15 protein-coding genes, 2 tRNA genes and 1 pseudogene are annotated in these 19,778 nt (G+C 67.3%); 7 read left to right on the top strand and 11 right to left on the bottom strand.

Going from position 1 to position 19,778, the window contains the following annotated elements; all coding sequences use genetic code 11:
• The first annotated feature begins 7 nt into the window (after window positions 1–7).
• On the top strand, window positions 8–2,908 hold the full coding sequence (locus HMPREF1008_RS05815; RefSeq protein ID WP_198003157.1) for an InlB B-repeat-containing protein: 2,901 nt from the start codon (window positions 8–10) through the stop codon (window positions 2,906–2,908).
• Between the two features lie 468 nt (window positions 2,909–3,376).
• Here HMPREF1008_RS05815 and HMPREF1008_RS05805 read toward each other — a convergent pair.
• A tRNA-Lys gene (locus HMPREF1008_RS05805) sits at window positions 3,377–3,452 on the bottom strand.
• A gap of 15 nt (window positions 3,453–3,467) precedes the next feature.
• Window positions 3,468–3,543: transfer RNA gene (locus HMPREF1008_RS05800), tRNA-His, on the bottom strand.
• Window positions 3,544–3,646: 103 nt separating this feature from the next.
• Between HMPREF1008_RS05800 and HMPREF1008_RS09915 the strand changes: the two genes are divergently transcribed.
• The 4 genes from HMPREF1008_RS09915 (at window position 3,647) to HMPREF1008_RS05780 (ending at window position 7,037) form a co-directional block, all read left to right on the top strand.
• Entirely contained in the window at window positions 3,647–4,504 is an 858-nt protein-coding gene (locus tag HMPREF1008_RS09915) for a class B sortase (RefSeq protein ID WP_009278924.1), read from the top strand.
• A 117-nt stretch (window positions 4,505–4,621) separates the two neighbouring features.
• Window positions 4,622–5,509, top strand: a complete 888-nt coding sequence (locus HMPREF1008_RS05790; protein WP_009278923.1) for a transporter substrate-binding domain-containing protein — start codon at window positions 4,622–4,624, stop codon at window positions 5,507–5,509.
• 66 nt (window positions 5,510–5,575) lie between these two features.
• Complete coding sequence (locus tag HMPREF1008_RS05785) at window positions 5,576–6,214, top strand: amino acid ABC transporter permease (RefSeq protein ID WP_009278922.1); 639 nt, start codon at window positions 5,576–5,578, stop codon at window positions 6,212–6,214.
• Window positions 6,207–7,037 (top strand): amino acid ABC transporter ATP-binding protein, encoded by an 831-nt coding sequence (locus HMPREF1008_RS05780; RefSeq protein ID WP_009278921.1) that lies wholly within the window; start codon window positions 6,207–6,209, stop codon window positions 7,035–7,037. The genes HMPREF1008_RS05785 and HMPREF1008_RS05780 overlap by 8 nt, the downstream gene beginning before the upstream one ends.
• Window positions 7,038–7,213: 176 nt before the next feature.
• Here HMPREF1008_RS05780 and HMPREF1008_RS05775 read toward each other — a convergent pair whose 3' ends face one another.
• The 5 genes and pseudogenes from HMPREF1008_RS05775 to HMPREF1008_RS10860 all read right to left on the bottom strand — a co-directional run bounded on the left by HMPREF1008_RS05775 (window position 7,214) and on the right by HMPREF1008_RS10860 (window position 12,257).
• Window positions 7,214–7,756: a glutathione peroxidase gene (locus tag HMPREF1008_RS05775; RefSeq protein WP_009278920.1), complete on the bottom strand. Its 543-nt coding sequence runs from the start codon at window positions 7,754–7,756 to the stop codon at window positions 7,214–7,216.
• Window positions 7,757–7,880: 124 nt separating this feature from the next.
• On the bottom strand, window positions 7,881–8,888 hold the full coding sequence (locus tag HMPREF1008_RS09910) for a CPBP family intramembrane glutamic endopeptidase (protein WP_050796641.1): 1,008 nt from the start codon (window positions 8,886–8,888) through the stop codon (window positions 7,881–7,883).
• A 185-nt stretch (window positions 8,889–9,073) separates the two neighbouring features.
• Window positions 9,074–9,937, bottom strand: coding sequence for an FAD-dependent oxidoreductase (locus HMPREF1008_RS11000; RefSeq protein ID WP_255348652.1), 864 nt, complete (start codon window positions 9,935–9,937; stop codon window positions 9,074–9,076).
• 90 nt (window positions 9,938–10,027) lie between these two features.
• A pseudogene (locus tag HMPREF1008_RS10995) lies at window positions 10,028–10,912 on the bottom strand (NADH:flavin oxidoreductase); the annotation flags it as partial.
• Between the two features lie 25 nt (window positions 10,913–10,937).
• Window positions 10,938–12,257 carry a M18 family aminopeptidase gene (locus HMPREF1008_RS10860; RefSeq protein WP_009278917.1) on the bottom strand — a complete coding sequence of 440 codons (1,320 nt, stop codon included), beginning with the start codon at window positions 12,255–12,257 and terminating at the stop codon, window positions 10,938–10,940.
• Window positions 12,258–12,350: 93 nt separating this feature from the next.
• Between HMPREF1008_RS10860 and HMPREF1008_RS05755 the strand changes: the two genes are divergently transcribed.
• The gene (locus tag HMPREF1008_RS05755; RefSeq protein WP_009278916.1) at window positions 12,351–13,319 is read left to right on the top strand and encodes a DNA polymerase; all 969 of its coding nucleotides are present in this window, start codon (window positions 12,351–12,353) and stop codon (window positions 13,317–13,319) included.
• A gap of 141 nt (window positions 13,320–13,460) precedes the next feature.
• Here HMPREF1008_RS05755 and HMPREF1008_RS05750 read toward each other — a convergent pair whose 3' ends face one another.
• The 4 genes from HMPREF1008_RS05750 to HMPREF1008_RS05735 all read right to left on the bottom strand — a co-directional run bounded on the left by HMPREF1008_RS05750 (window position 13,461) and on the right by HMPREF1008_RS05735 (window position 18,591).
• A complete protein-coding gene (locus HMPREF1008_RS05750) occupies window positions 13,461–13,694 on the bottom strand; it encodes a hypothetical protein (protein WP_009278915.1) in 234 nt (77 codons plus the stop codon).
• Between the two features lie 424 nt (window positions 13,695–14,118).
• Window positions 14,119–16,104, bottom strand: a complete 1,986-nt coding sequence (gene htpG / locus HMPREF1008_RS05745) for a molecular chaperone HtpG (RefSeq protein WP_009278914.1) — start codon at window positions 16,102–16,104, stop codon at window positions 14,119–14,121.
• 695 nt (window positions 16,105–16,799) lie between these two features.
• Window positions 16,800–17,285: a dCMP deaminase family protein gene (locus tag HMPREF1008_RS05740; protein WP_009278913.1), complete on the bottom strand. Its 486-nt coding sequence runs from the start codon at window positions 17,283–17,285 to the stop codon at window positions 16,800–16,802.
• 88 nt (window positions 17,286–17,373) lie between these two features.
• A complete protein-coding gene (locus HMPREF1008_RS05735) occupies window positions 17,374–18,591 on the bottom strand; it encodes a zinc ribbon domain-containing protein (protein WP_009278912.1) in 1,218 nt (405 codons plus the stop codon).
• A gap of 209 nt (window positions 18,592–18,800) precedes the next feature.
• Here HMPREF1008_RS05735 and HMPREF1008_RS05730 point away from each other — a divergent pair, with 209 nt between their 5' ends.
• Window positions 18,801–19,745 (top strand): Abi family protein, encoded by a 945-nt coding sequence (locus HMPREF1008_RS05730; RefSeq protein ID WP_009278911.1) that lies wholly within the window; start codon window positions 18,801–18,803, stop codon window positions 19,743–19,745.
• The last annotated feature ends 33 nt before the right edge of the window (window positions 19,746–19,778 follow it).

Genomic DNA, 19,778 nt, shown 5'->3' with positions numbered 1-19,778 from the left:
GAGGCAGATGAGAAGACCACCGTGCACGAGGGCCTATTGGGCCTACGGGTCATGCAGACGTCCGGCGAGGCTCGCCATATCGTGCGTCATCTCGGCGTCGATGGGCCTCGCGAGCATCCCGGCAGCGGCGGGGGCGCTGGGACGACAGTCGACGGACGAACTGACGCTCAGCTTTGACAAGAACTCCGAGCTCGCACGGGGAAGCAGCCCCGACCAGCCCCTTGCCGCGGGGAGGACCTCCCTGCTCGACCCGTCGGGCATCAGCCTTGGCCCCCATGAGCCGCTGGGCTGGGCCCTGGACAAGGAGGGCACGGGGAGGCTCGTCAGACGAGGGACGCCGCTACGTGGGACCAGCCTCTGGGACGATGCGAACGGCAACGGCGAGGTGGACGAGGGAGAGTTGGAGGACCTGCTCCCCCATGCCAGGGACGGCGTGGTGACGCTCTTTGCCCAATGGCCCGAGGAGGCGCTGGCGGAGCTCGACGACACCGAGGAAAGGGAGGCGCCAGGGCAGGGACAGCCAGATGGCAGAGAGCCAGAGCGCGACGGTCTTGGGCGCGGCGCCGACGGGTGCGACGAGGCCTCGGAGAGGGAAGGGGACGGAGAGAAGGACGTGGACCCTCCCGCGGACGGGGCGGACACGTGCGACGGGGAGACATCCGCAGCGGCGGCCGAGCCCCCATCGCCCGCGAGGGACGGCGCGGAGCCAGAGACACCCCCCGACACCGACACGACATCGAATCCCTCCGCCTCCGAAGGCGAGGGGCCCGCCCCAGCGGTGCCGGACGAATCCGACGGCGGGACCGGGGAGTCGGTCGGGCACGGCGCAGGCCCGTCCGACAGGCCCGTCGCGCCTGCTGGCGAGGGAACGACGGCAGGGAACGATCACGGGCTGGACAGTGACAAGGAGGTATGCCAGGAAGGCGAGCCGAGGATGGGAAAGCCGGAAGAAGCCACTGAGGGCACAGCCGGCCGGGAGGACCCCGCCCCCGCCCAAGACGAGGCGACTGGGATGCCCTCGGATGACGGGCTGGCACCCATCGGCGTCAGCTACCAGGAACTCGTCGCGGGCATGGCGAGGGTCAGCTCGGCGTATGCGCCCACAGACAGCAAGTACGTGTACCCCAAGCTCAGCTTCAGGGGCTACTTCTGCAACCCCAACGACCGCAAGGGCGGCTGGACGGGCTGGTCAACCGCGAAGACGGACAACTCCCACACCGACGTCCCGGCAGACGCGGGAAGGGTCCTGGGAGGGAGGATCGACCACGGAGTCCTCAGCGGCCTGCAGGTCAGATGGGTCGGAGGCACGGACTCCGCCGGTTCCGTGAGCTACAGGCTGCTCTACTCGGACGGGTCCCACTCCGCCTGGGCGAAGAACGGCCAGACGGCGGGTCAGGACAACGTGGGCGGGCGCTCCGCGATAGGCTTCGCCGTAAGGCTCGAGGGGGAGGCGCTGAAGCACTACAGCGTAAAGTACCGCATGCATCCGCTGGAGAGCGCGGAGCAGAGCAAGACCGTGAGCGAGGGAGACGTCTCGCATAAGGGCATATACGCAGACGGCATAGTAATCTACCTGGACGTCCAAGAAAATACCGTGACCTTCGTGAATGGCGAGGACGGCAAGGTCATCCAGAAGAAGAAGGTCATCTACCACTCCAACGCGAGCACGCCCGAGCCGCCCACGGTGCGTGGCAGGACCTTCCTCAGGTGGGACGGCGACTACAAGCCCGTCACCGCTGACGTGACCGTGACTGCCCGCTACAGGAAGAACCGCTACACCATCGCATTCGAGGGAAACGGCGCCACCTCGGGTGGGACGCCCAACGTGCAGGCAAGCTACGACGAGCCCAGCACGCTGCCAAGGAGCGGGTTCAAGCGCGCGGGCCACGTGTTCAAGGGGTGGGCCCGCGACCCAAAGGCATCCAAGCCAGACTACGGTGAGGGGCAGCAGGTCAAGAACCTGTCCGAGAAGGACGGGGGCACGGTGCGCCTCCATGCCGTCTGGCAGAAGTCGTCCCAGCGCCTGACCGTGGACCCCATGGGCGGGACCTGGCGCAAGAGCGGCTCTCCCACCACCCTGACGCAGGAATACGGCAGCAGCACCACGCTCGAGCGACCGCAGAGGCAAGGCTACCAGTTCCAGGGGTGGAAGCTCGAAGGCGATGGCAGGGTCGACGGGGAGAGCTATCGCTTTGGCGAGGGAGACGCGACGGTACGGGCGCAGTGGAAGGCGATTCGCTACTCCATCCATTTCGACCCCAACGCCGAGGATGCCGACGGGTCGGTGAGGGACCTCGCGGCGACATTCGACGAGGACGTCCGCATCCCCGACGGCGGCTTCGAGCGCGAGGTGTTCGACCTCGTCGGCTGGAACGCCGCACCCGACGGGAGGGGCAAGTCGTACGAGCTCGGCCAAAGCGTGCGCAACCTATCGTCCAAGGAAGGCGAGAAGGTCACGCTCTACGCCCAGTGGAAGCCCAAGCGCGTCAAGGTCAGGATCCCCGTCGCGATCCATTACGAGGCCAAGCAGGACGGAAGCGTCCATGGGCCCGCAGACGGCGTCGTCGCGATCGCGAACCAGAGCGACATGGGAGTGCACGTGAGCCAGATCTCCGTCCACTCGGGAGGCGGCGTGAGGATCGTCTCCTCTGACCCACGCGATGGTGAGGTGGAGCTCGAGATGACCCCCGAGGGGGGAAGCGCCGTCAGGCTCGGAGACTACGCGCGTCCCTCGGCGCCGAAGAACCCCTTGGAGTGGAACGTCGAGAGGGAGCGGAGCCTCGCGCTCAACGGGCTTCGGGGGCGCGTGAGCGACGCCACCCTCCTCGTGAGGGAGAGGCAGGTGGGCGGCATCAACTGGACCGTCGCCCCGGGTGACCTCAGGACCAGGGGGGTGAGTTCGAGATGAGAGATGATGACCGTGGCCGCACCAGGACGGCGGGCACATTCCGGCTGGCAAGGATCGTCTTGGCGACCGCGCTCGCCCTGGCGCCCCTGGGGCTCGTGGCGCGAGCCGCCTGGGCGCAGGAGGGAATCTTCTCGAGGGGGAGGACCGGGCTCTATGTGACCCTGCAAGAGCCCAAGCAAGGCCAGGCACCGCAAGGGCAGGACTCGTCTTCCGGCGGAGGTGGGTCCAGGTCGATGCCCCAGACCGGAGTGGGCGTCGAGGCCCTCGGCCTGTTGGTGGGAGGCGCGCTTCTCGCGGCCGGGGGACACGCCCTCCTCAAGGGAGGACGGCAGCGTGCAATGAGCAAGTCAGGCGGGCGTCCCCCACGCATCCCCCCACGCATCCGTACGGATGACTTTGGGAGGAAGCTGCCCTAGAGACAAGAAAGCGGGCCACCAGCTGCTGGAGCTGATGGCCCGCGACTTCTCGTGGTGGGTCGTGAGGGGGTCGAACCCTCGACCTTGGGATTAAGAGTCCCCTGCTCTACCAACTGAGCTAACGACCCGCATGCGTTTGTGAATGGGGTGGGTAGAGGGGCTCGAACCCTCGACCTACGGAGCCACGGTCCGTCGCTCTGCCAACTGAGCTACACCCACCATTTGCCCCACCTCGTAACGCGCTTGATTATCATGCCCAAACTCGCTGCAGGATGCAAGGGTTAATTTGAAAAACTTCTCTCGAATGTGTCGGGGGTTTCACATGGCAAGGGTCAGACCGCCCAAAGCCGCAGGCGGAAGGGCCTGCGTGCGAATCCCGGCCCGGCGTCGCGGGCATCGTGGCACGCCACGCCGGCTCGCCGCCACGTCCCTCCTCCTCGTGGGCGGCTCCCTGCTCCTTGCCTTTCTTATCCCAGCGGTCCTCGGCCTAATCGAACAGGCACGCTACCAGGTCCTGGCCCAGGGACTGCGCCCGCCCGCCAACCAAGGCAACCCGGAAAGCGGCTCGCAGGGCCGCTCGCAGGGCCACCTCCCGAACGGCGTGCGCGCATGGCTCCGCATCGAGGGGACGCCTATCGACTATCCCGTTGCCCAGGCAGACGTGAGGGACCCGCTCTTCTACCTCGACCATGACCCCTGGGGGCACCCCGCCCGGCTGGGCTGCCCCTTCGTCGATGCGCGCTGTGGGCCGACGTCGGAGCATCTCGTCGTCTACGGCCACCACTTCGCCGGGACGACGCTCATGTTCTCTTGCCTTCATGACGCCCACGTCCCACGAAACTTCGAGGAGCTGGCGGGCCGTGACCTCATCTGGACCGACGGGCGGGGCGAGTCAAGGCTCAGGGCCCTCTGCGCCCTGCGCGTGCCCAGCGACTGGCCGGACGTCCAACGCTTCGACTTCGGCGATGACTCGTCACTCCCCGACTTCCTGCGCGGGATCTGCCGCTCCTCCTCCGCCAAGAGCCCTGACGCCGCAGTCCTCTGCCAGGCGCCGACGCGGGCCGTGACGCTCGTCACCTGCAGCTCCCTCTGGTCTGGGCAACCCTGGCGAACCCTGGTCGTCTATTGCGAGCCAGGCCGAGCGCGCCTCTCGCCCGTCTGTGGAGCGGAGGGAGAATGAGTACAGCTGGTTTCCGAGCTTGAACGCGTCCGCCTCGCGTCCTAGACTTACTCCACCCTACTAAAGTGCTTAGCCAATTTGATGCCTGACCATAGGGCAGGCGGGGCGGAGGAGAACATGAAGGCACACGACGTGACGATGGGTCGCAGGCAGTTCCTCAAGATGGCGACGGCGGCTCTGGCAGCGCCGGCGGCGGCCTCGCTCGCAGCATGCTCCAACGCGGACTCCGCCGGCTCCCCTGCGGCGGCCCCGGCGTCCGGAAGCGACGTCGAAGGTTTCGACGGCACCCTCGTCGTGGGCTTCGACCAGGAGTTCCCGCCCTACGGATACGTTGGCAACGACGGCGCCTACACGGGCTTCGACCTCGACCTCGCCCAGGCCGTCTGCCAGAGGGAGGGCTGGACCTTCAAGCCCAGCCCCATCGCCTGGGACGCCAAGGACGGCCTCCTCAACAGCGGACAGATCAGCTGCATCTGGAACGGCTTCACGATCGAGGGTCGCGAGGGCGACTATGCCTTCACCGACCCCTACATGGAGAATCGCCAGGTCGTGGTGACGCGCGCCGACTCCCAGATTGCCACCCTCGCCGACCTCGCCGGTAAGAACGTGGTCACCCAGTCCGACTCCGCAGCCTACGACCTGCTGAACGCCGACGGCGCGCAGGCGGAGCTCGCGGCGAGCTTCGCCCAGCTCCAGACCATCGGCGACTACAACACCGCCTTCATGATGCTCGAGAGCGGCGCCGTGGACGCCATCGCGGTGGACTACCCCGTCGCGAGCTTCAACATCGCGGGCAGGCAGGACAGCTTCAAGATCCTGGACGAGGCGCTCAACTCCGAGCACTTCGGCGTGGGATTCGCAAAGACCGACGCCGGCCAGGCACTTGCGGACCAGGTCCAGAGGGACCTCCAGGCGCTCGACGCCGAGGGCAAGGTCAAGGAGCTCTGCGAGAAGTATGCCGACCAGGGGGTATCGTACGACCTGTGGGTCCTCCCCAAGGCCTAGGCGGGACGAGCCACCGACCGCGTAGGACCGACCAAGAGAGATGGGGAGCAGTTGGACGTCTCGACCATGACAGGAATGCTGCTGCAGGGCTATGTGACCTCGCTGCAGATCTTCGCCCTGACGCTCGTCGGGGCCATACCCCTGGGCATCCCCGTTGCCCTGGGCAGGCTCTCGCGCTTCAAGCCCCTCTCTCTCCTCTGCCAGCTCTTCATCTCCGTCATGCGCGGCACCCCGCTCATGCTGCAGATGTTCGCGGTCTTCTTTGCCCCCTACTACGTCTTTGGCCGGCAGACCGGCCCTGGCTACATGTTCGTGGCGGTCATGCTCGCCTTCGTGGTCAACTACGCCGCCTACTTCGCGGAGATCTACCGCTCGGGCATACAGAGCATGCCCCGCGGGCAGTATGAGGCCGCCGAGGTCCTGGGCTACTCCCGCTCGCAGGCATTCGCGCGCATCATCCTGCCCCAGGTCGTGAAGCGCATCCTCCCCGCCATGGGCAACGAGGTGGTGACCCTGGTGAAGGACACCTCCCTCGCCTTCTCCATCGGCGTGGCGGAGATGTTCACCACCGGCCGCGCCCTGGTGGCATCGCAGCGCACCATGCTGCCCTTCGCCATCGCCGCCCTCGTCTACTGGCTGACCTGCCTGGTCATCGAGTTCGTGCTCCGCCGCGTCGAGAAGAAGCTGGCCTACTATCATGATTAGCCCGAGCAACCCCAAGGAAATCCCCACCCCGGACCAGAGCTTCGCCACCTTCATGGGACTGCCGGCGGTCTACCTGCGCGGAGGAAGGAAGTCCTTTGGCGACAGGGAGGTCCTGAGGGGCATCAGCCTGCTCATCAACAAGGGCGAGGTGGTCTCGGTCATCGGGCCCTCCGGCGCGGGCAAGTCCACGCTCCTCAGGTGCCTCACGCTGCTGGACACCTTCGACCAAGGTGAGCTCGCCTACGGCAACGTGCTCGTGGCGAAGGACGGGGATGAGGGCGGCTCCGGCAGCTCCTACGACCGCCAGGCGATGCGCCAGGCACGCATGCGCTTCGGCATCGTCTTCCAGAACTTCAACCTCTTCCCCCACCGCACGGTGCTCCAGAACGTCGTCGACGCGCCCGTCGTGGTGCAGGGCAGGCCACGCGACGAGGTGGAGGCGCAGGCCCGCAGGCTCCTGGGCAGGCTCGACATCGCAGAGCAGGCGGACAAGGTCCCCTGCCAGCTCTCGGGCGGCCAGCAGCAGCGCGTCGCCATCGCCCGCGCGCTCTGCATGAACCCCCAGATCATCTACTTCGACGAGGCGACCTCCGCGCTCGACCCCCGGCTCACCGAGGACATGCACGCGCTCATCCGCGAGCTTGCGGGAGATGGCATGGCCGTGGGCATCGTGACGCACGAGATGGGCTTCGCCCGCGAGGTCTCTGACCGCGTGGCCTTCCTCATCGACGGGCAGATCGTGGAGGAGGGCACTCCCGAGCAGGTCATGAGCAACCCCCGCGACGAGCGCACGAGGCACTTCCTCTCCAGATCCGTGGACTAGGACAGGGCAACTCCCAGACGCCGCCGCCCGCGTCTTTGGTGCCCCGCCGGCACCCTAGCCTCATGACAGCGCAAGACATGTCCAACAAGGAGAGAGGCCCCCAGCCACGAAGCCGGGGGCCTCTCTCCTTGTGTGCGCACCACGCGAGGCGGGGCGTCGTAACGCGCCAACAAGCCCTAGAGCTGGGACTTGACGCACTCCTCGACGGCTCTCATATCTGCCGTGGGCTCGAAGCGGGCGACGACGTTACCCGCGCGGTCGATGATGAACTTGGTGAAGTTCCACTTGATGTCGGAGTTGTTCTTGTAGTCGGGGTCAATGGTCTTGAGCAGGGCGGACATGGTCAGCGCCTTGGGGCCGTGCCCAAAGCCCTCGAAGCCCCTCTGGCCCTTGAGCCAGGTGTAGAGGGGCAGCTCGTTCTCGCCGTTGACGTCGGACTTGTGCATCTGGGGGAACTGCGTGCCGTAGTTGAGGGTGCAGAACTCATGGATCTCCTCGTCGGTGCCGGGAGTCTGGCCCTTGAACTGGTTGCAGGGGATGTCAAGCACCTCGAAGCCCTGGTCGCGATAGTCCTCGTACATCTTCTCGATCGGCTCGTAGTGGGGCGTGAAGCCGCAGCCGGTGGCGGTGTTGACCACCATCACGACCTTTCCCTTGAAGTCGGACATCTTGACCTCGTTGCCCTGCGGGTCGGTGACGCTGTAGTCGTAGAGGCCCATGATGGATCCCTCCTGACGTAGTTAAATTGAGCACAATTAAGTTGTACGCTATTAATATAGGAAAAGCAAGGCGTGAAGTGCAAGGCTGCTCACAGACGTCACGATCGCACGTCGGCGAGGCGCTCTACCACGGCCTTGACGGCCGGCCCTCCAGACCGTCCCCTCCCGCCCCGTTCGTGTCGCTGTCCTGGGGCAAGACGGGCACACCCTCGACAGGTGACGCCGCGGGCAATGTCGTGGGCTGCGTCCGGCACACCCCGTCCGGCACCGGCGGCGGCGCCTGCCCGCCCTCCGCGCGGGCGACCCCGCCAAGCTGGGGGACGTCCAACGCACGCAGCCAGAGCGCCGCCCTCACGACGGACGGCAGGTAGAGGATGGTCAGGACGGCATAGAGGGTCACCGTGGGCCAGGCGTCCGCCCCCGTTGCCACGTAGCTGACCTCACTCGACTCCCCCATCAGGCCGATGGAGACGAACATGGCCAGAAAGTCGTCAAGCCCATGGAAGAGCGCGGGGCCGAAGAGGCTGTCCGACTCGTCAGGACGGCCCGAGAGCGTGGCGGCCGCGAGCACGAAGCCATAGGTCCCCGTCTGCGTGACCTTGAGGGCCGCCTGGAGCAGCTGGACGGGGTCCGACGCGTCGAGTTCGGACACGTGAGCCAGGCCGAAGAGCAGCGAGGAGACGACGCAGGCGAGGACGACGCCCGTGCGCGTGCGTCCGCTTCGCGCGAGGAGGCCGTGCAGCAGCAGGCCGCGGAACATCGCCTCCTCCTCTATGCCGATGAGGAGGCAGAGCAGGGCCACGCCCGCGAGGCGCCCCACCCACCCGGGCTCGGGCGCCATCCCCGAGGAGACGAAGTCGTGGAGGTCCAGGACGCCCATCGCCGCGCCGACCAGGAGGAGCCACCAGCCCAGCCTCAGCATGCGCCTGATGCTCGCCACGTCGGGCCTGAGCATCTCCCAGCCCCCGAGGAGCGCGACGAAGCCCGTCGCGGCAATGGAGCCCGCCGCGACGTAGGCAAGGTCGTAGTCGATGCCCAGCGCGTCGGAGAGCGACTCCCCAAGCGCCGCCTCGACGAAGAAGGCCATCACGAACAGGAAGAGCGCGAGGGCCGCCCTCCGCCCGCTCGCCACCTTCCGTACCCTCCCAGCCTGACCCATCGCGCCTCCGATCCGCAACGTGTGAGACCAACAATCAGGCATGACGGCGCCACATGCAAGGGGCCCGCCGCGAGCGCGAGGCTCGGACGGACCCCAAGATCGCCCACCACAGGCCCGGGCCAGCCGCCCGGGATCGTGGCGCGACTCTCCCCTGGACGCTATGCGATGGAGCGGGCTGCGTCGTAGCCCGTGCGCACCGCCTCCTGTATGCGCCCGATGCCCAGGGCGTCACCCGCCACCCTCAGCTCGCAGCCGCGGCCCTCGAGCCACTCCGGCACTGGCACGCCCTTGATCCCAAGCGAGAGGACCAGGCGGTCGAACTCGGCCACGACCTCGCTCCCGTCGACCTTCTGGAAGCGCGCCCGACCGTCCTCGACCGAGACGAGCCTATGGCCGGGGAAGAGCTTCGTGCTGGTCTTGTCCAGCCTGCCCATGATGTCGATCATGTTCTGGAAGAAGATGCCGGGACCGATCTGGTCGACCATCTCGTACAGCCCCACCTCGTTGCCCTGTTCGGCGAGCATCTCGGCGCACTCGATGCCCGTCATGCCCGAGCCCACCACGCACACGCGCTGGTCGCGCAGGGCCGGGTCAGCCATGATGGCGTCCGGCGCCGTGAGCACGCAGGGAAGGTCGAGGCCCGGGATGCTCGCGGGCAGCACGGGCACCGACCCGGCCGCCCACACCACGGCAGAGGGAGAGAGCTCGTCCATGAGTTCGGGCGCCGCCTCGCAGCCGAGCCTCAGCCCGACGCCCAGGTCGCCCAGGACGTTGCGGTAGTAGTCGACGAGCCAGCCCAGGCGCCACTTCTTAGGCGGGCGCTCCGCGAGGACCAGCTGGCCGCCCAGGCGCCCCTCCCGCTCCACCAGCGTCGTCTCGAACCCGCGCAGGGCGAGCACCCGGGCGGCCTCGAGCCCGGCCGGGCCGGCGCCAACCACCACGGCGCGCCGCCCCTCCCCGTCGCGCCCGATTGCGGCGAGCTCGCACTCGCGCCCGGCCTCGGGGTTCACCGAGCAGACCATGGGCGTGTAGGGGTCCTCGTGGGCGGCCATCAGGCTCTCGATGCAGCGCATGCAGCTGATGCAGGGGCGAATCCTGTCGGCGTGGCCATCACGCACCTTGTTGCCCCAGTCCGGGTCGGCGAAGAACTGGCGGGCGGAGCCCACCATGGAGACGCCGCCCTCCACCAGGTCCATGGCCGTCTCGGGATGGCGCACGACGGAGCAGGCGATCACGGGGATGCCCAGCTCGCGCGCGATGGCCTTGCCGTTGGCGGACTTCCAGCCCTCGTCGAAGCCCACGGGCTCCCAGGCCCAGTTCATGGTCTCGTAGTTGCCGGCCGAGACGTCGATCGCGTCGGCGCCCCAGGACTCGAACATCCGGCAGTACTCGATGGCGAGCGGCAGCGTGATGCCGTCGTCGATGCCCACCTCGCGCAGGTACTCGTCGGCCGTCAGGCGCACCAGGATGGGGAAGTCGGGCGCCGTGCGCTCGCGGATGCCCCTGATGATGCGGCGCACGACCTCGGCGTTCCTCTCGGGCGTGCCGCCAAACTCGTCGTCGCGATGATTGGTGTAGGGCGAGAGGAACTGACAGAGCAGGTAGCCGTGGGCGCAGTGCAGCTCGACGGCGTCGAAGCCGGCCTCCCAGCTGCGGACGCCCGCGCTCACGAAGTCCTCGACGACGCCCTCCACCTCCTCGGCCGAGAGGGCGCGGGTCGGCGCGTGCAGGAGCTTCGACTCCTGTCCCGAGGGGCTCACCAGCATGCCGTCCTCGCAGAGCGCGGGCACGCCCTGACAACCCGGGTGGTAGATCTCGAGCGCGAACTTGGCGCCGGTCTCGTGGACGGCGTCCACCATCCTCCTGAAGCTGGGGATCTTGTCGTCGGAGTCGAGCAGGAGGTTGCGCGCGTCTCCCCTGCCGTGCCTCGCGTTGACGGAGCAGATCTCGGTTATGACCAGGCCGCAGCCGCCCCTGCCGCGTTCGGCGTAGAATGCGGCGTCCCTCTCGCCCCCATCGTGCCTAGGACAGGGTGAAGCCGTCCGCCCCGTCGATCCTGAGGTCGCAGGAGTAGAAGGCCTCGAGCGCGCGGATAGCGTGGACGGTGTCGCGGACGCCCGCGGTCTCGTAGGCCGAGTGCATGGCCAGCTGGGGCAGCCCCACGTCCACGGCATGCATGCTGACCTGCATGTTGGAGAGGTTGCCCAGGGTTGACCCACCCCTGCTGTCGCTGCGGTTGGCGAAGCACTGCACTGGCACGCCGGCACGGCGACAGATGGCGAGGAAGGCCGCGCGCGAGAAGGCATCCGTGGTGTAGCTCTGGTTCGCCGCCTCCTTCACCACGATGCCCCCGTTGAGCCAGCTGCGGTTTGCCTCGTCGCACTTCTCCGGGTGGTTGGGGTGCACGGCGTGCGCGTTGTCGCAGCTCACCATGAAGGAGCGCGCCAGCGCACGCGCGAGCTCCTCCCCGTCCCTGCCCAGGCCGGCGTTCACCCGCACGAGCACGTCGCGCAGGAGGGTGGAGAGCGCGCCCTGCTTGGTGTTGGAGCCCACCTCCTCGTTGTCAAGGCAGGCGTAGACGCTCACGTCGTGGGGGTTGGCGCTGGCGAGGAAGCCCTTGAGCGAGGCGAAGGCGCACTGGAGGTCGTCGAGGTGCCCGGCCGAGACGAACTCCCCCGTCGCACCCCACACGCGCCCCTCCACGCGGTTCGTGAGGAAGAGGTCGCGCGCGAGGACCTGTCCGACGTCGACGCCAAGCTCGTCCGCGACCAGCTGGTCGAGCCACCCCGCCCCAAGCTCGCCCGCGGAGGCCAGCGGGCAGAGGTCGACCTGGTGGTTGAAGGCGTAGCCGTCATTCACGTCGCGGTTCATGTGCACGGGGACGCTGGGGATGAGCAGCAGGTCGCGGTCCGGCGCGAAGAGCTCGCTGCGCACGGAGTCTCCCTCCTGCACCATGACGCGGCCGGCGAGCGAGAGGGGGCGGTCGAGCCAGCTGTAGTCGATCATCCCACCGTAGCCTTCGACGTTGAGGCGGAGGTAGGGGCCGGGACCCTCGAGCTCGGGCACGCTCTTCACCTTGAAGCTGGGAGAGTCGGAGTGCGACGCGGCCAGCTGAAAGTGGTAGCCGTCGAGCTCCTCCCCCACGCGAAACGCCACGACGCTGGAGTTGTTTCGCGTCGTGTAATAGCTCCCTCCCGGCTCGAGCTCCCAGCGCGAACCCTCGGGCAGGAAGGCGAACCCCGCCTCGTCCAGGTACCTCACGATGGTGCGAGCGCTGTGGAACATGCTCGGGCTGCTCGCGACGAAGTCGACGAGCTCGCCGGATACCTCAGCGTCTGTCATGCGTCCTCCTCCTGTTCGATGGTGGCGACCTTGGTGCGCCCGCCACAGTGTACACTGGGGGGTCAGTCCCAATCGCGAGCGAAGTGGTGGCACATGAACCTCAGCCAGGCCCTAGAGCACGCAAACGCCTTCGTCTTCCCCGGCTTCCTCACCGATGCTGAGGCGCTCAACGCCGAGCGCCAGAAGAACGAGGAGGCCATCCAGCTCCTCATGGACGCATGGAGGACGAGCGCGCCGGGGGCGGAGCCCTTCTCCTTCGACCTCGTGAGGAACCTGGCAGACCGCAACCGCACGACCTGCGACAGCTATGGCACCGAGCTCCTGCGCGACCTTCCGCCCACCTCGCTCTCGCGCAAGCTCAGCGACGAGGACCTGATTCGTTCCGTTGCGGCGCTCCAGCACCGCAGCTTCGACGAGGTCGCGCGCAGCGCCGGCCCGGACGCGCGGGACCTCGCCACCGCCTACGTGGAAGCACCCGTCTCGGGCACGATCCTGGGCATCGACATCGAGACCACCGACCGCGACCCAAGCCGTGGCTACATCATCAACGTGGGCCTCGAGTTCATGGAGCTCACGCCCAAGGCGAAGCCCCAGAGGCCCTTCATGGGCTACTGCGGCCTGCCCGACCTGTATCGCGAGAAGGGCGTGCCCCTGAGCTTCGTGCACCACATCGGCTGGGCGCAGCTCGAGGGCAGGAAGCCCTTCCGCCAGGACCGCAAGATGCAGGAGGCGCTGCTCGCCGCCATGGAGGCCTTCCCCTACATGGCGCACAACGCCGCATTCGAGGACTCCTGGTTCATGCTGCAGCTGGATGGCTATGCGGAGGCGCGCAAGGCGGGACGTATTGTGCCCATAGACACGCGTGACATCTGCCGCAGGGTCGACCCCGAGTACAAGATGCTCCCTCACGACTCCCGTCCGGCGGCGCTGGAGAGCTGGGCCCGGCGGCGCGGCACGCTCAAGGCGTCGGAGAAGGAGAAGCACCTGGGGCTCGAGGACGTCGACCTCATGTTCCGCACCGTCCAGGCGGAGTTCGCCGAGAGGAACATGTTCGCCGAGTAGCCGGGCGGTCACTGGCGAGTAGTCAGGCGTTCGCCGGCGACGTCCACCTGCGCGAAACAAGGCAAGACCCCGCCGCCTGCAGGGTCACAGCAGGTGACGGGGTCGAGAATGCGTAGTGCTAGGACAGAATCCCCAGGCCGTTTACCAGGCCTTGGCCTCGTCGGCAGAGACGGGCTTGATGTCCTCGCCCTTGGCGTAGGGAGACTGGTCGCCGCCCTTGCCGACCACGAAGTAGAGGCCCTGCTTGGTCTTGTAGAGGGTCTCCTCATAGCCGGCGGGGTCGCCGAACTCGCCAAAGCTGCGGGTACCGAGCTGCTCGGCCTTCTCGGTGTCGTAGGTGTGCCTCTTGCCGCCGAACGTCTTGACCTTGCGCATGTGAATCCAATCGTCGATGCAACCATTTCTGGCGCGCGTACGCCTTGCGTTTATAGGATAGAACAAAAGCGCAGGTCATGGGTTCGACGCGTAATATGCTATTCATAAGTGTCGTTAAATGTACCCGGATTACAGGTCAAGCTGCGTGTTTTGGCCCACCACGATGCCCCTGCGCCTGCCCGCGCGGCCCCTCGTGGCATGCCCTGCCGTTCTCGCATGATTCGCCGTTCGTGCGAGAGGATCGCTCCCTCAACAGGCCAAACGTCGGCCACGCTCGCATTCTGGCAAGATTCTGCGAACGGTGCTGGGCCCGGCGCCGACGGGCGCCTCCCCACGAAGAGGGCCCGGCACCACGCGAGGTGGCTACCGGGCCCAATCAGGGCGAGGACATGCCCTGAGGCGAGAGGGACCTACATCAAGGGACCTACATCAGCTCGGTGACGTTCTTCGCGAACTGCACGGGGTCGTCGATGGGAAGCCCCTCCACCAGCAGGGCCTGGTCGTAGAGGATGTCGCCGTAGAGCTTGAGGCGGTCCTTGTCGCCTGCCTCCTCGGCGGCCACGAGCTTCCCGAACACGGGGTGCGCGGCGTTGAGCTGCAGCACGCGCTGGGCCTTGGGAGCCATCTCGCCCTCGGGACCCCGCGCGATGACGCGCTCCATCTCGAGCGAGACGGGACCCTCCGCGGCGATGGTCGCCGGCGCCTCGCCCAGGCCCGCTGCGGCGCGAACGCCCGTGACCTTCTCGCCCAGGGCGTCCTTGAGCTCGTCGAAGAGGCCCTTGTGCTCGCTGGTCGCCTCCTCGGCGGCCTTCTTCTCGTCCTCCGTCGCGAGGTCGAGGTCGGCGGTGGACACGTTGACCAGCTCGAGGTCGCGCGCATCCGTGCCCTTGTGCTCGGAGTCCCCCGCGACCGCGTCCTGGTGCCAGCTGCGCATGGCCTGGAACATGAACTCGTCCACGTCCTGGGTGCAGAGCAGCACGTCAAAGCCGTGGTCCACGGCACTCTTCACCACGGGCGACTTCTGGAGCCGCTCTCGGGAGTCCCCCGCCGCGTAGTAGACCTTGTCCTGCCCCTCGGCCATGCCCTCGGCGTACTCGGCGAAGGTCAGCATCTTCCCCTCGCGGGCCGACCAGAAGAGCAGGAGGTCGGCCAGCTCCGAGGCCTTCGAGCCGTAGGAGTTGTAGATCCCAAACTTGAGGCCGCGACCAAAGTTGTCGAAGAACTTCTCGTACGCCTCTCGGTCGTCACGCAGCATGCCCTTGAGCTCCGAGGTGACCTTCTTCTCCACGCGACGGGCGATGGCGCGCAGCTGGGAGTTCTGCTGCAGCGTCTCGCGGCTGATGTTCAGCGTGACATCGGGGCTGTCCACCACGCCGCGCACGAAGTTGTAGTGGTCGGGCAGGAGGTCGGCGCACTTCTCCTGGATGAGCACGTTGGAGGAGTAGAGCGCCAGGCCCTTCTCGTAGTCCTTGCTGTAGAGGTCGAAGGGCGCCTGTCCCGGGATGAAGAGCAGGGCGTCGTAGCTCAGCGAGCCCTCCGCGTGGAAGCTGATGGTGCGCGCGGGGTCCACCCAGTCATGGAAGGCGGAGCGGTAGAACTCGTCGTAGTCCTTCTGCTCGACCTCGCTCGAGCGCTTCTTCCAGATGGGCGTGATGGAGTTGATCGTCTCGAGCTCCTGGTACTCCTCGTACTGGGGCTTGTAGTCGTCGCCGGCGTCCTCCGGACGCGGCAGCTCGCGACTCTTGCTCACCATCATCTGGACCGGATGCCGCACGTAGTTGGAGTAGCGGCTCACCAGGTCGCGCAGGCCCCACTCGCTCAGGAAGCGGTCCGGGGACTCCCCGGCCTCGGGGTCGTCGGAGTCCGCCTCGCGCAGGTACAGCGTGACGTCGGTGCCGTGGTCGTCCTCGCCCGAGCGCTCCCCTTCCGCCGCAGGCTCGATGCTGTAGCCCTTGACGCCGTCGGACTCCCAGGCGTAGGCCTGGTCGGAGCCGAAGGCGCGGCTCACCACGCGCACGCGGTCGGCCACCATGAAGGCGCTGTAGAAGCCCACGCCAAACTGGCCGATGATGTCGATCTCGTCTCCCTGGTGGGCGGCGTTCTCCTCCTTGAACTGCTCGGAGCCGGAGTGCGCGATGGTGCCCAGGTTGCGGTCGAGCTCCTCCTGGGTCATGCCGATGCCGTTGTCGCTCACGGTGATGGTACGCGCGTCCTTGTCGAAGGAGAGGCGAATCGCCAGGGAGTCCGCGTCCAGCTTCACGCTGGGGTCGGTCAGGCTCTTGAAGCTGAGCTTGTCGATGGCGTCGGAGGCGTTCGAGATGAGCTCGCGCAGGAAGATCTCGCGGTTGGTGTAGATCGAATTGATCATGAGGTCCAGGAGCTTCTTGCTCTCGGTCTTGAACTGCTTCATTGGGGACGGCTTCCCTTCGTGTCGTGGGCGGACGATGGCGACGCCGCTGCGGCAACGGCCGTGGGGCCGCCCCATGCGGCAGGGCATGGCGGCGAGCCTGTGAACCGGTGGCAAACCGGGCCGACGGCGGACCGATGGACCGAGCCGGTGGGTCAGGCCGTTGGCGGCGGGCGACGTGGCGCATCGCTTTTTCATACAGGAGAGAATCTACCCCCACGCGCGGCTCATAAACCGTAGAAGTCAGAAAATCTCATGCATCGACGCTTAGATTTCAACCATGCGTCCGATTCGTGCACGCCACAGTCCACGCCTGCGTCGCGTGCGCGCCACGTACATGCCACATGCATGCCGCACGCATGCGGTGTACATGCCGCATCGTACGCACGCCACATCATGCGCGCGCCACATCATGCGCACGACGCGGCAACTCCCCCAACCTCGTTCTCTATGCCATCTCCTGAACCGTCGGGGCGTTCTCTATGCCAATCTCTGAAATCGCAAGTCTCTCAACTGGCCTTTTGTCGACCTGACTTCAGAGAAATGCATAGAGAACGAAACGAGAAGCAGCACGGGACGTGGCGTGGCGGACGCAGATGGGCTCAGCGTCAGCGCAGGGTACGGAGACGGCTGGCGGGCCGGACGCGATGGCGTCAGCGCAGGGTACGGAGACGGCTGGCGGGCCGGACGCGATGGCGTCAGCGCAGGGCGTCCTCCGGCAGGAGCACCTGGCGGTAGCTCACGCCGCAGCTGTCCAGCGCGGTGCGAGAGATCTGCGCGCCCAGGGTGTCGTGGTACTTGTCGTCCAGGTAGACCACTTTGCCGATGCCCGCCTGCACCAGCATCTTGGCGCACTCCTGGCAGGGGAAGAGGGTCACGTACATCGTCGCGCCCTGCATGTCCTTGAGCGATCCGCGATAGTTGAGGATTGCGTTGGCCTCGGCGTGCACCACGTAGCTGTGCTTGTCGTGCAGCGGGTCGTTCTCGGGGGAGCCCCAGGGGAACTCGTCGTCGCCGATGCCCATGGGCGTGCCGTTGTAGCCCACCGAGAGGATGCGGTTGTTGACGTCGGCTATGCAGGCCCCGACCTGGGTCTTGGGGTCCTTGCTCCTGAGGCTCGCCGCGAAGGCGACGCGCATGAAGAACTCGTCCCACGAGATGACGTCAGATCGCTTGCCCGGCATGCCCGCACCTCTCCCCCGTCGCGCAGGCACCCGTCACCCGCGCAGTTTGGTCAACAAGGATGATAGTAGTCTGGTCGCCCTGCGCCGGCTAGAGGCTGATCTGCGACAGCGCCTCGTCGTAGTCCGCCTTGGGCGCGAGCCTCCCGTCCGCATCCGTCTTGCTCGTGCGGGGCTCGAGGATGGTCTCCTGCTCGTACTGCGGGTAGTCGTACCAGAGGTCGCGCTCCCAGAGCTCGCCCACGATCTGCATGCGGTCCGCGAGATCGGCATGGCAGCGCAGGAGGAGAAGGTACTGACCCCGCAGGCTGGAGTCCGCCTCAACCTGCTGGGACGAGAGGTCCTGATAGGCAGACTTGACCTGCTCAAGGAGGGCGTTGGCGTCCGCCGCGTGCGCATTGCGCTCGACCCAGCGGTCCGCGTAGCCGTCGTCGAAGGTCTGCTCGCTGGCATCGACCTTCTGGGCGAGGCTCTTGAGCTCGAACTGGCGCTCGACCAGAGTCTGGCGGAGCCTCCGCTCGTCCTCGCCGCCTGCGACGGGGTTGCCCGAGGCAGCCGCCTGCGAACCGTCGGGGGTCGCCGCCTGCGAGCCGTCGGCATCAGAGCCTCCCTCCCGCGTCGGCGAGCCAGCCTCGGAGTCGCCAGACGGGGATGCCGCCTGCCCGGAGGCCTGCTGGCCCACCCTGGGCGCATAGGGGTCGACGAAGCGGTTGCCGCAGCGGCTCATCGCCAGGAGCACCAGGAGGAGCACCACGACCATGCCGACAAGGATTCCCAGGGGCAAGTTGTGGTCGCTGCTCCAGCCGTCCGGCTCGTCCTCCTCGCGCCGCGCGTAACGGACGGAGAGTGGCGCCTCCTTGGTGAGCACCTCGTCAAGGGGGAGAACGGCCTCGTCTTCCTCTGGCACCTCGCCCTCAGCCGGGGCGTCGTCCTTGTCTGGCACCTCGCCCTCAGCTGGGGCGTCGTCCTTGTCTGGTACCTCGCCCTCAGCCGGGACGTCGCCCGCAGCAGGAGCGTCATCCTCGGCCGGGACATCGCCCTCCTCCGGAAGCTCGCCTGCCGTCGGCTCGCCGACCGCCTCCGCAATGCCATCCACGGCCCCGCCTTCGTCCGCAGGCGCCCCTGCATCCGCCGCGAGCTCGTCCACCTCGAGCCTCCTCAGCGACGCCGTGCCCTGAAGGGCCTGGTCGTCCGGCTCGTCAAGCAGCTCCGGCCTCAGCCACTCCGCGAGCACGATGCCGCAGGAGGGGCAGCGCTCGTCCCCATCGTCGAGCGGAGAGGCGCAGTTGGGGCAATACGTGGCACGCATGGCAGCTCCCGGTGAGTCCGGACTCATCAGACACCCACCACTATACGAGGGCTTCAGGGGCTTTTAAAGCCACAGCCCCGCAAAAGGCCCGGACCTGGCATTCATGCTGGTCGTCGCGGCATAATGCCAACAGAGCGGGGCCGCGGCACGAGCGACGCCCGCAAGGACGGGCGGCCCCGAGGGCAAGGTCAGGAAAAGGGCAGACGAGCATGGACAAACCCTTCAAAACGCTGGACGAGCAGGTCGAGCTCCTACGGAGACGCGGCATGGGCTGCGGATCCCATGCCCAGCTCCTCCTCCTGCGCGAGGGCTACTACGCCGTCGTCAACGGCTACAGGCTGCCCTTCCTCGATCCCGTGGCCAGCGGCAGGGCGGACGACGACCGCTTCCTGCCCGGCACCAGCCTGGACGACGTCCACGCCCTCTTCTGCTTCGACCGCGAACTCCGCGCGGCGACCTTCTTCCGCCTGATGTCCATCGAGGGCCTCATGCGATCGGTGCTCTCGTACGTCTTCTGCAACCGCCACCGGCAGACCGAGGCCTACCTCAGGCCCCAGAGCTACAGCCGCCAGCGCGACTACCTGCGCGGGGAGGCGAGCTTCGAGGGAGACCTCGAGTGGATGATCAACACGCTCGAGCACCGCGCCCGCGGCGTGGAGGCGCAGGGAGGGGCGGGCGCGACCGCCAGCCCGGAGCGACGTGACGCCAGGCCGGACGCGCGCGTCGCCCACTATCGGCAGAACCACGACGGCGTGCCCCTCTGGGTGCTCTTCAACGAGCTCACCTTTGGCAACCTCAAGTACTTCTACGCCCTCATGAGGCGAGAGGAGCAGGAGGAGGCCACCGGCAGGCTCTGGGAGGCCTGCGAGCGCGGGGGCACGAGTCCGCTCACCCGCAAGGGGGTCTTCCACGACCTCGAGGAGCTCGTGGCCGTGCGCAACACCTGTGCGCACGGAGAGCGGCTCTATGACTACGCGAGCGAGGAGACGGGCCACAGAAGCTATCGCGAGCTCCTGGGTGTGACGGGCCGCTACCTCACGCCCGCCGAGGAGGCGAAGCTCAGATCGGAGGTCGAGGCGCTGGCGAAGCGCTACCTGCACGAGCATCCGAGGCTCGAGCGGGCCCTGGTCGGCGTCGCGCTGGGACGAGCCTGAGCGGCGCGGGCGGCGGCGTCGGGCGACGCGAAC

The sequence above is a fragment of the Olsenella sp. oral taxon 809 str. F0356 genome, assembly GCF_000233535.1.
In the GTDB taxonomy this organism is placed as follows: Bacteria; Actinomycetota; Coriobacteriia; order Coriobacteriales; family Atopobiaceae; genus Olsenella_I; species Olsenella_I phocaeensis.
This window is presented reverse-complemented; position numbering and strand designations above follow the sequence as displayed.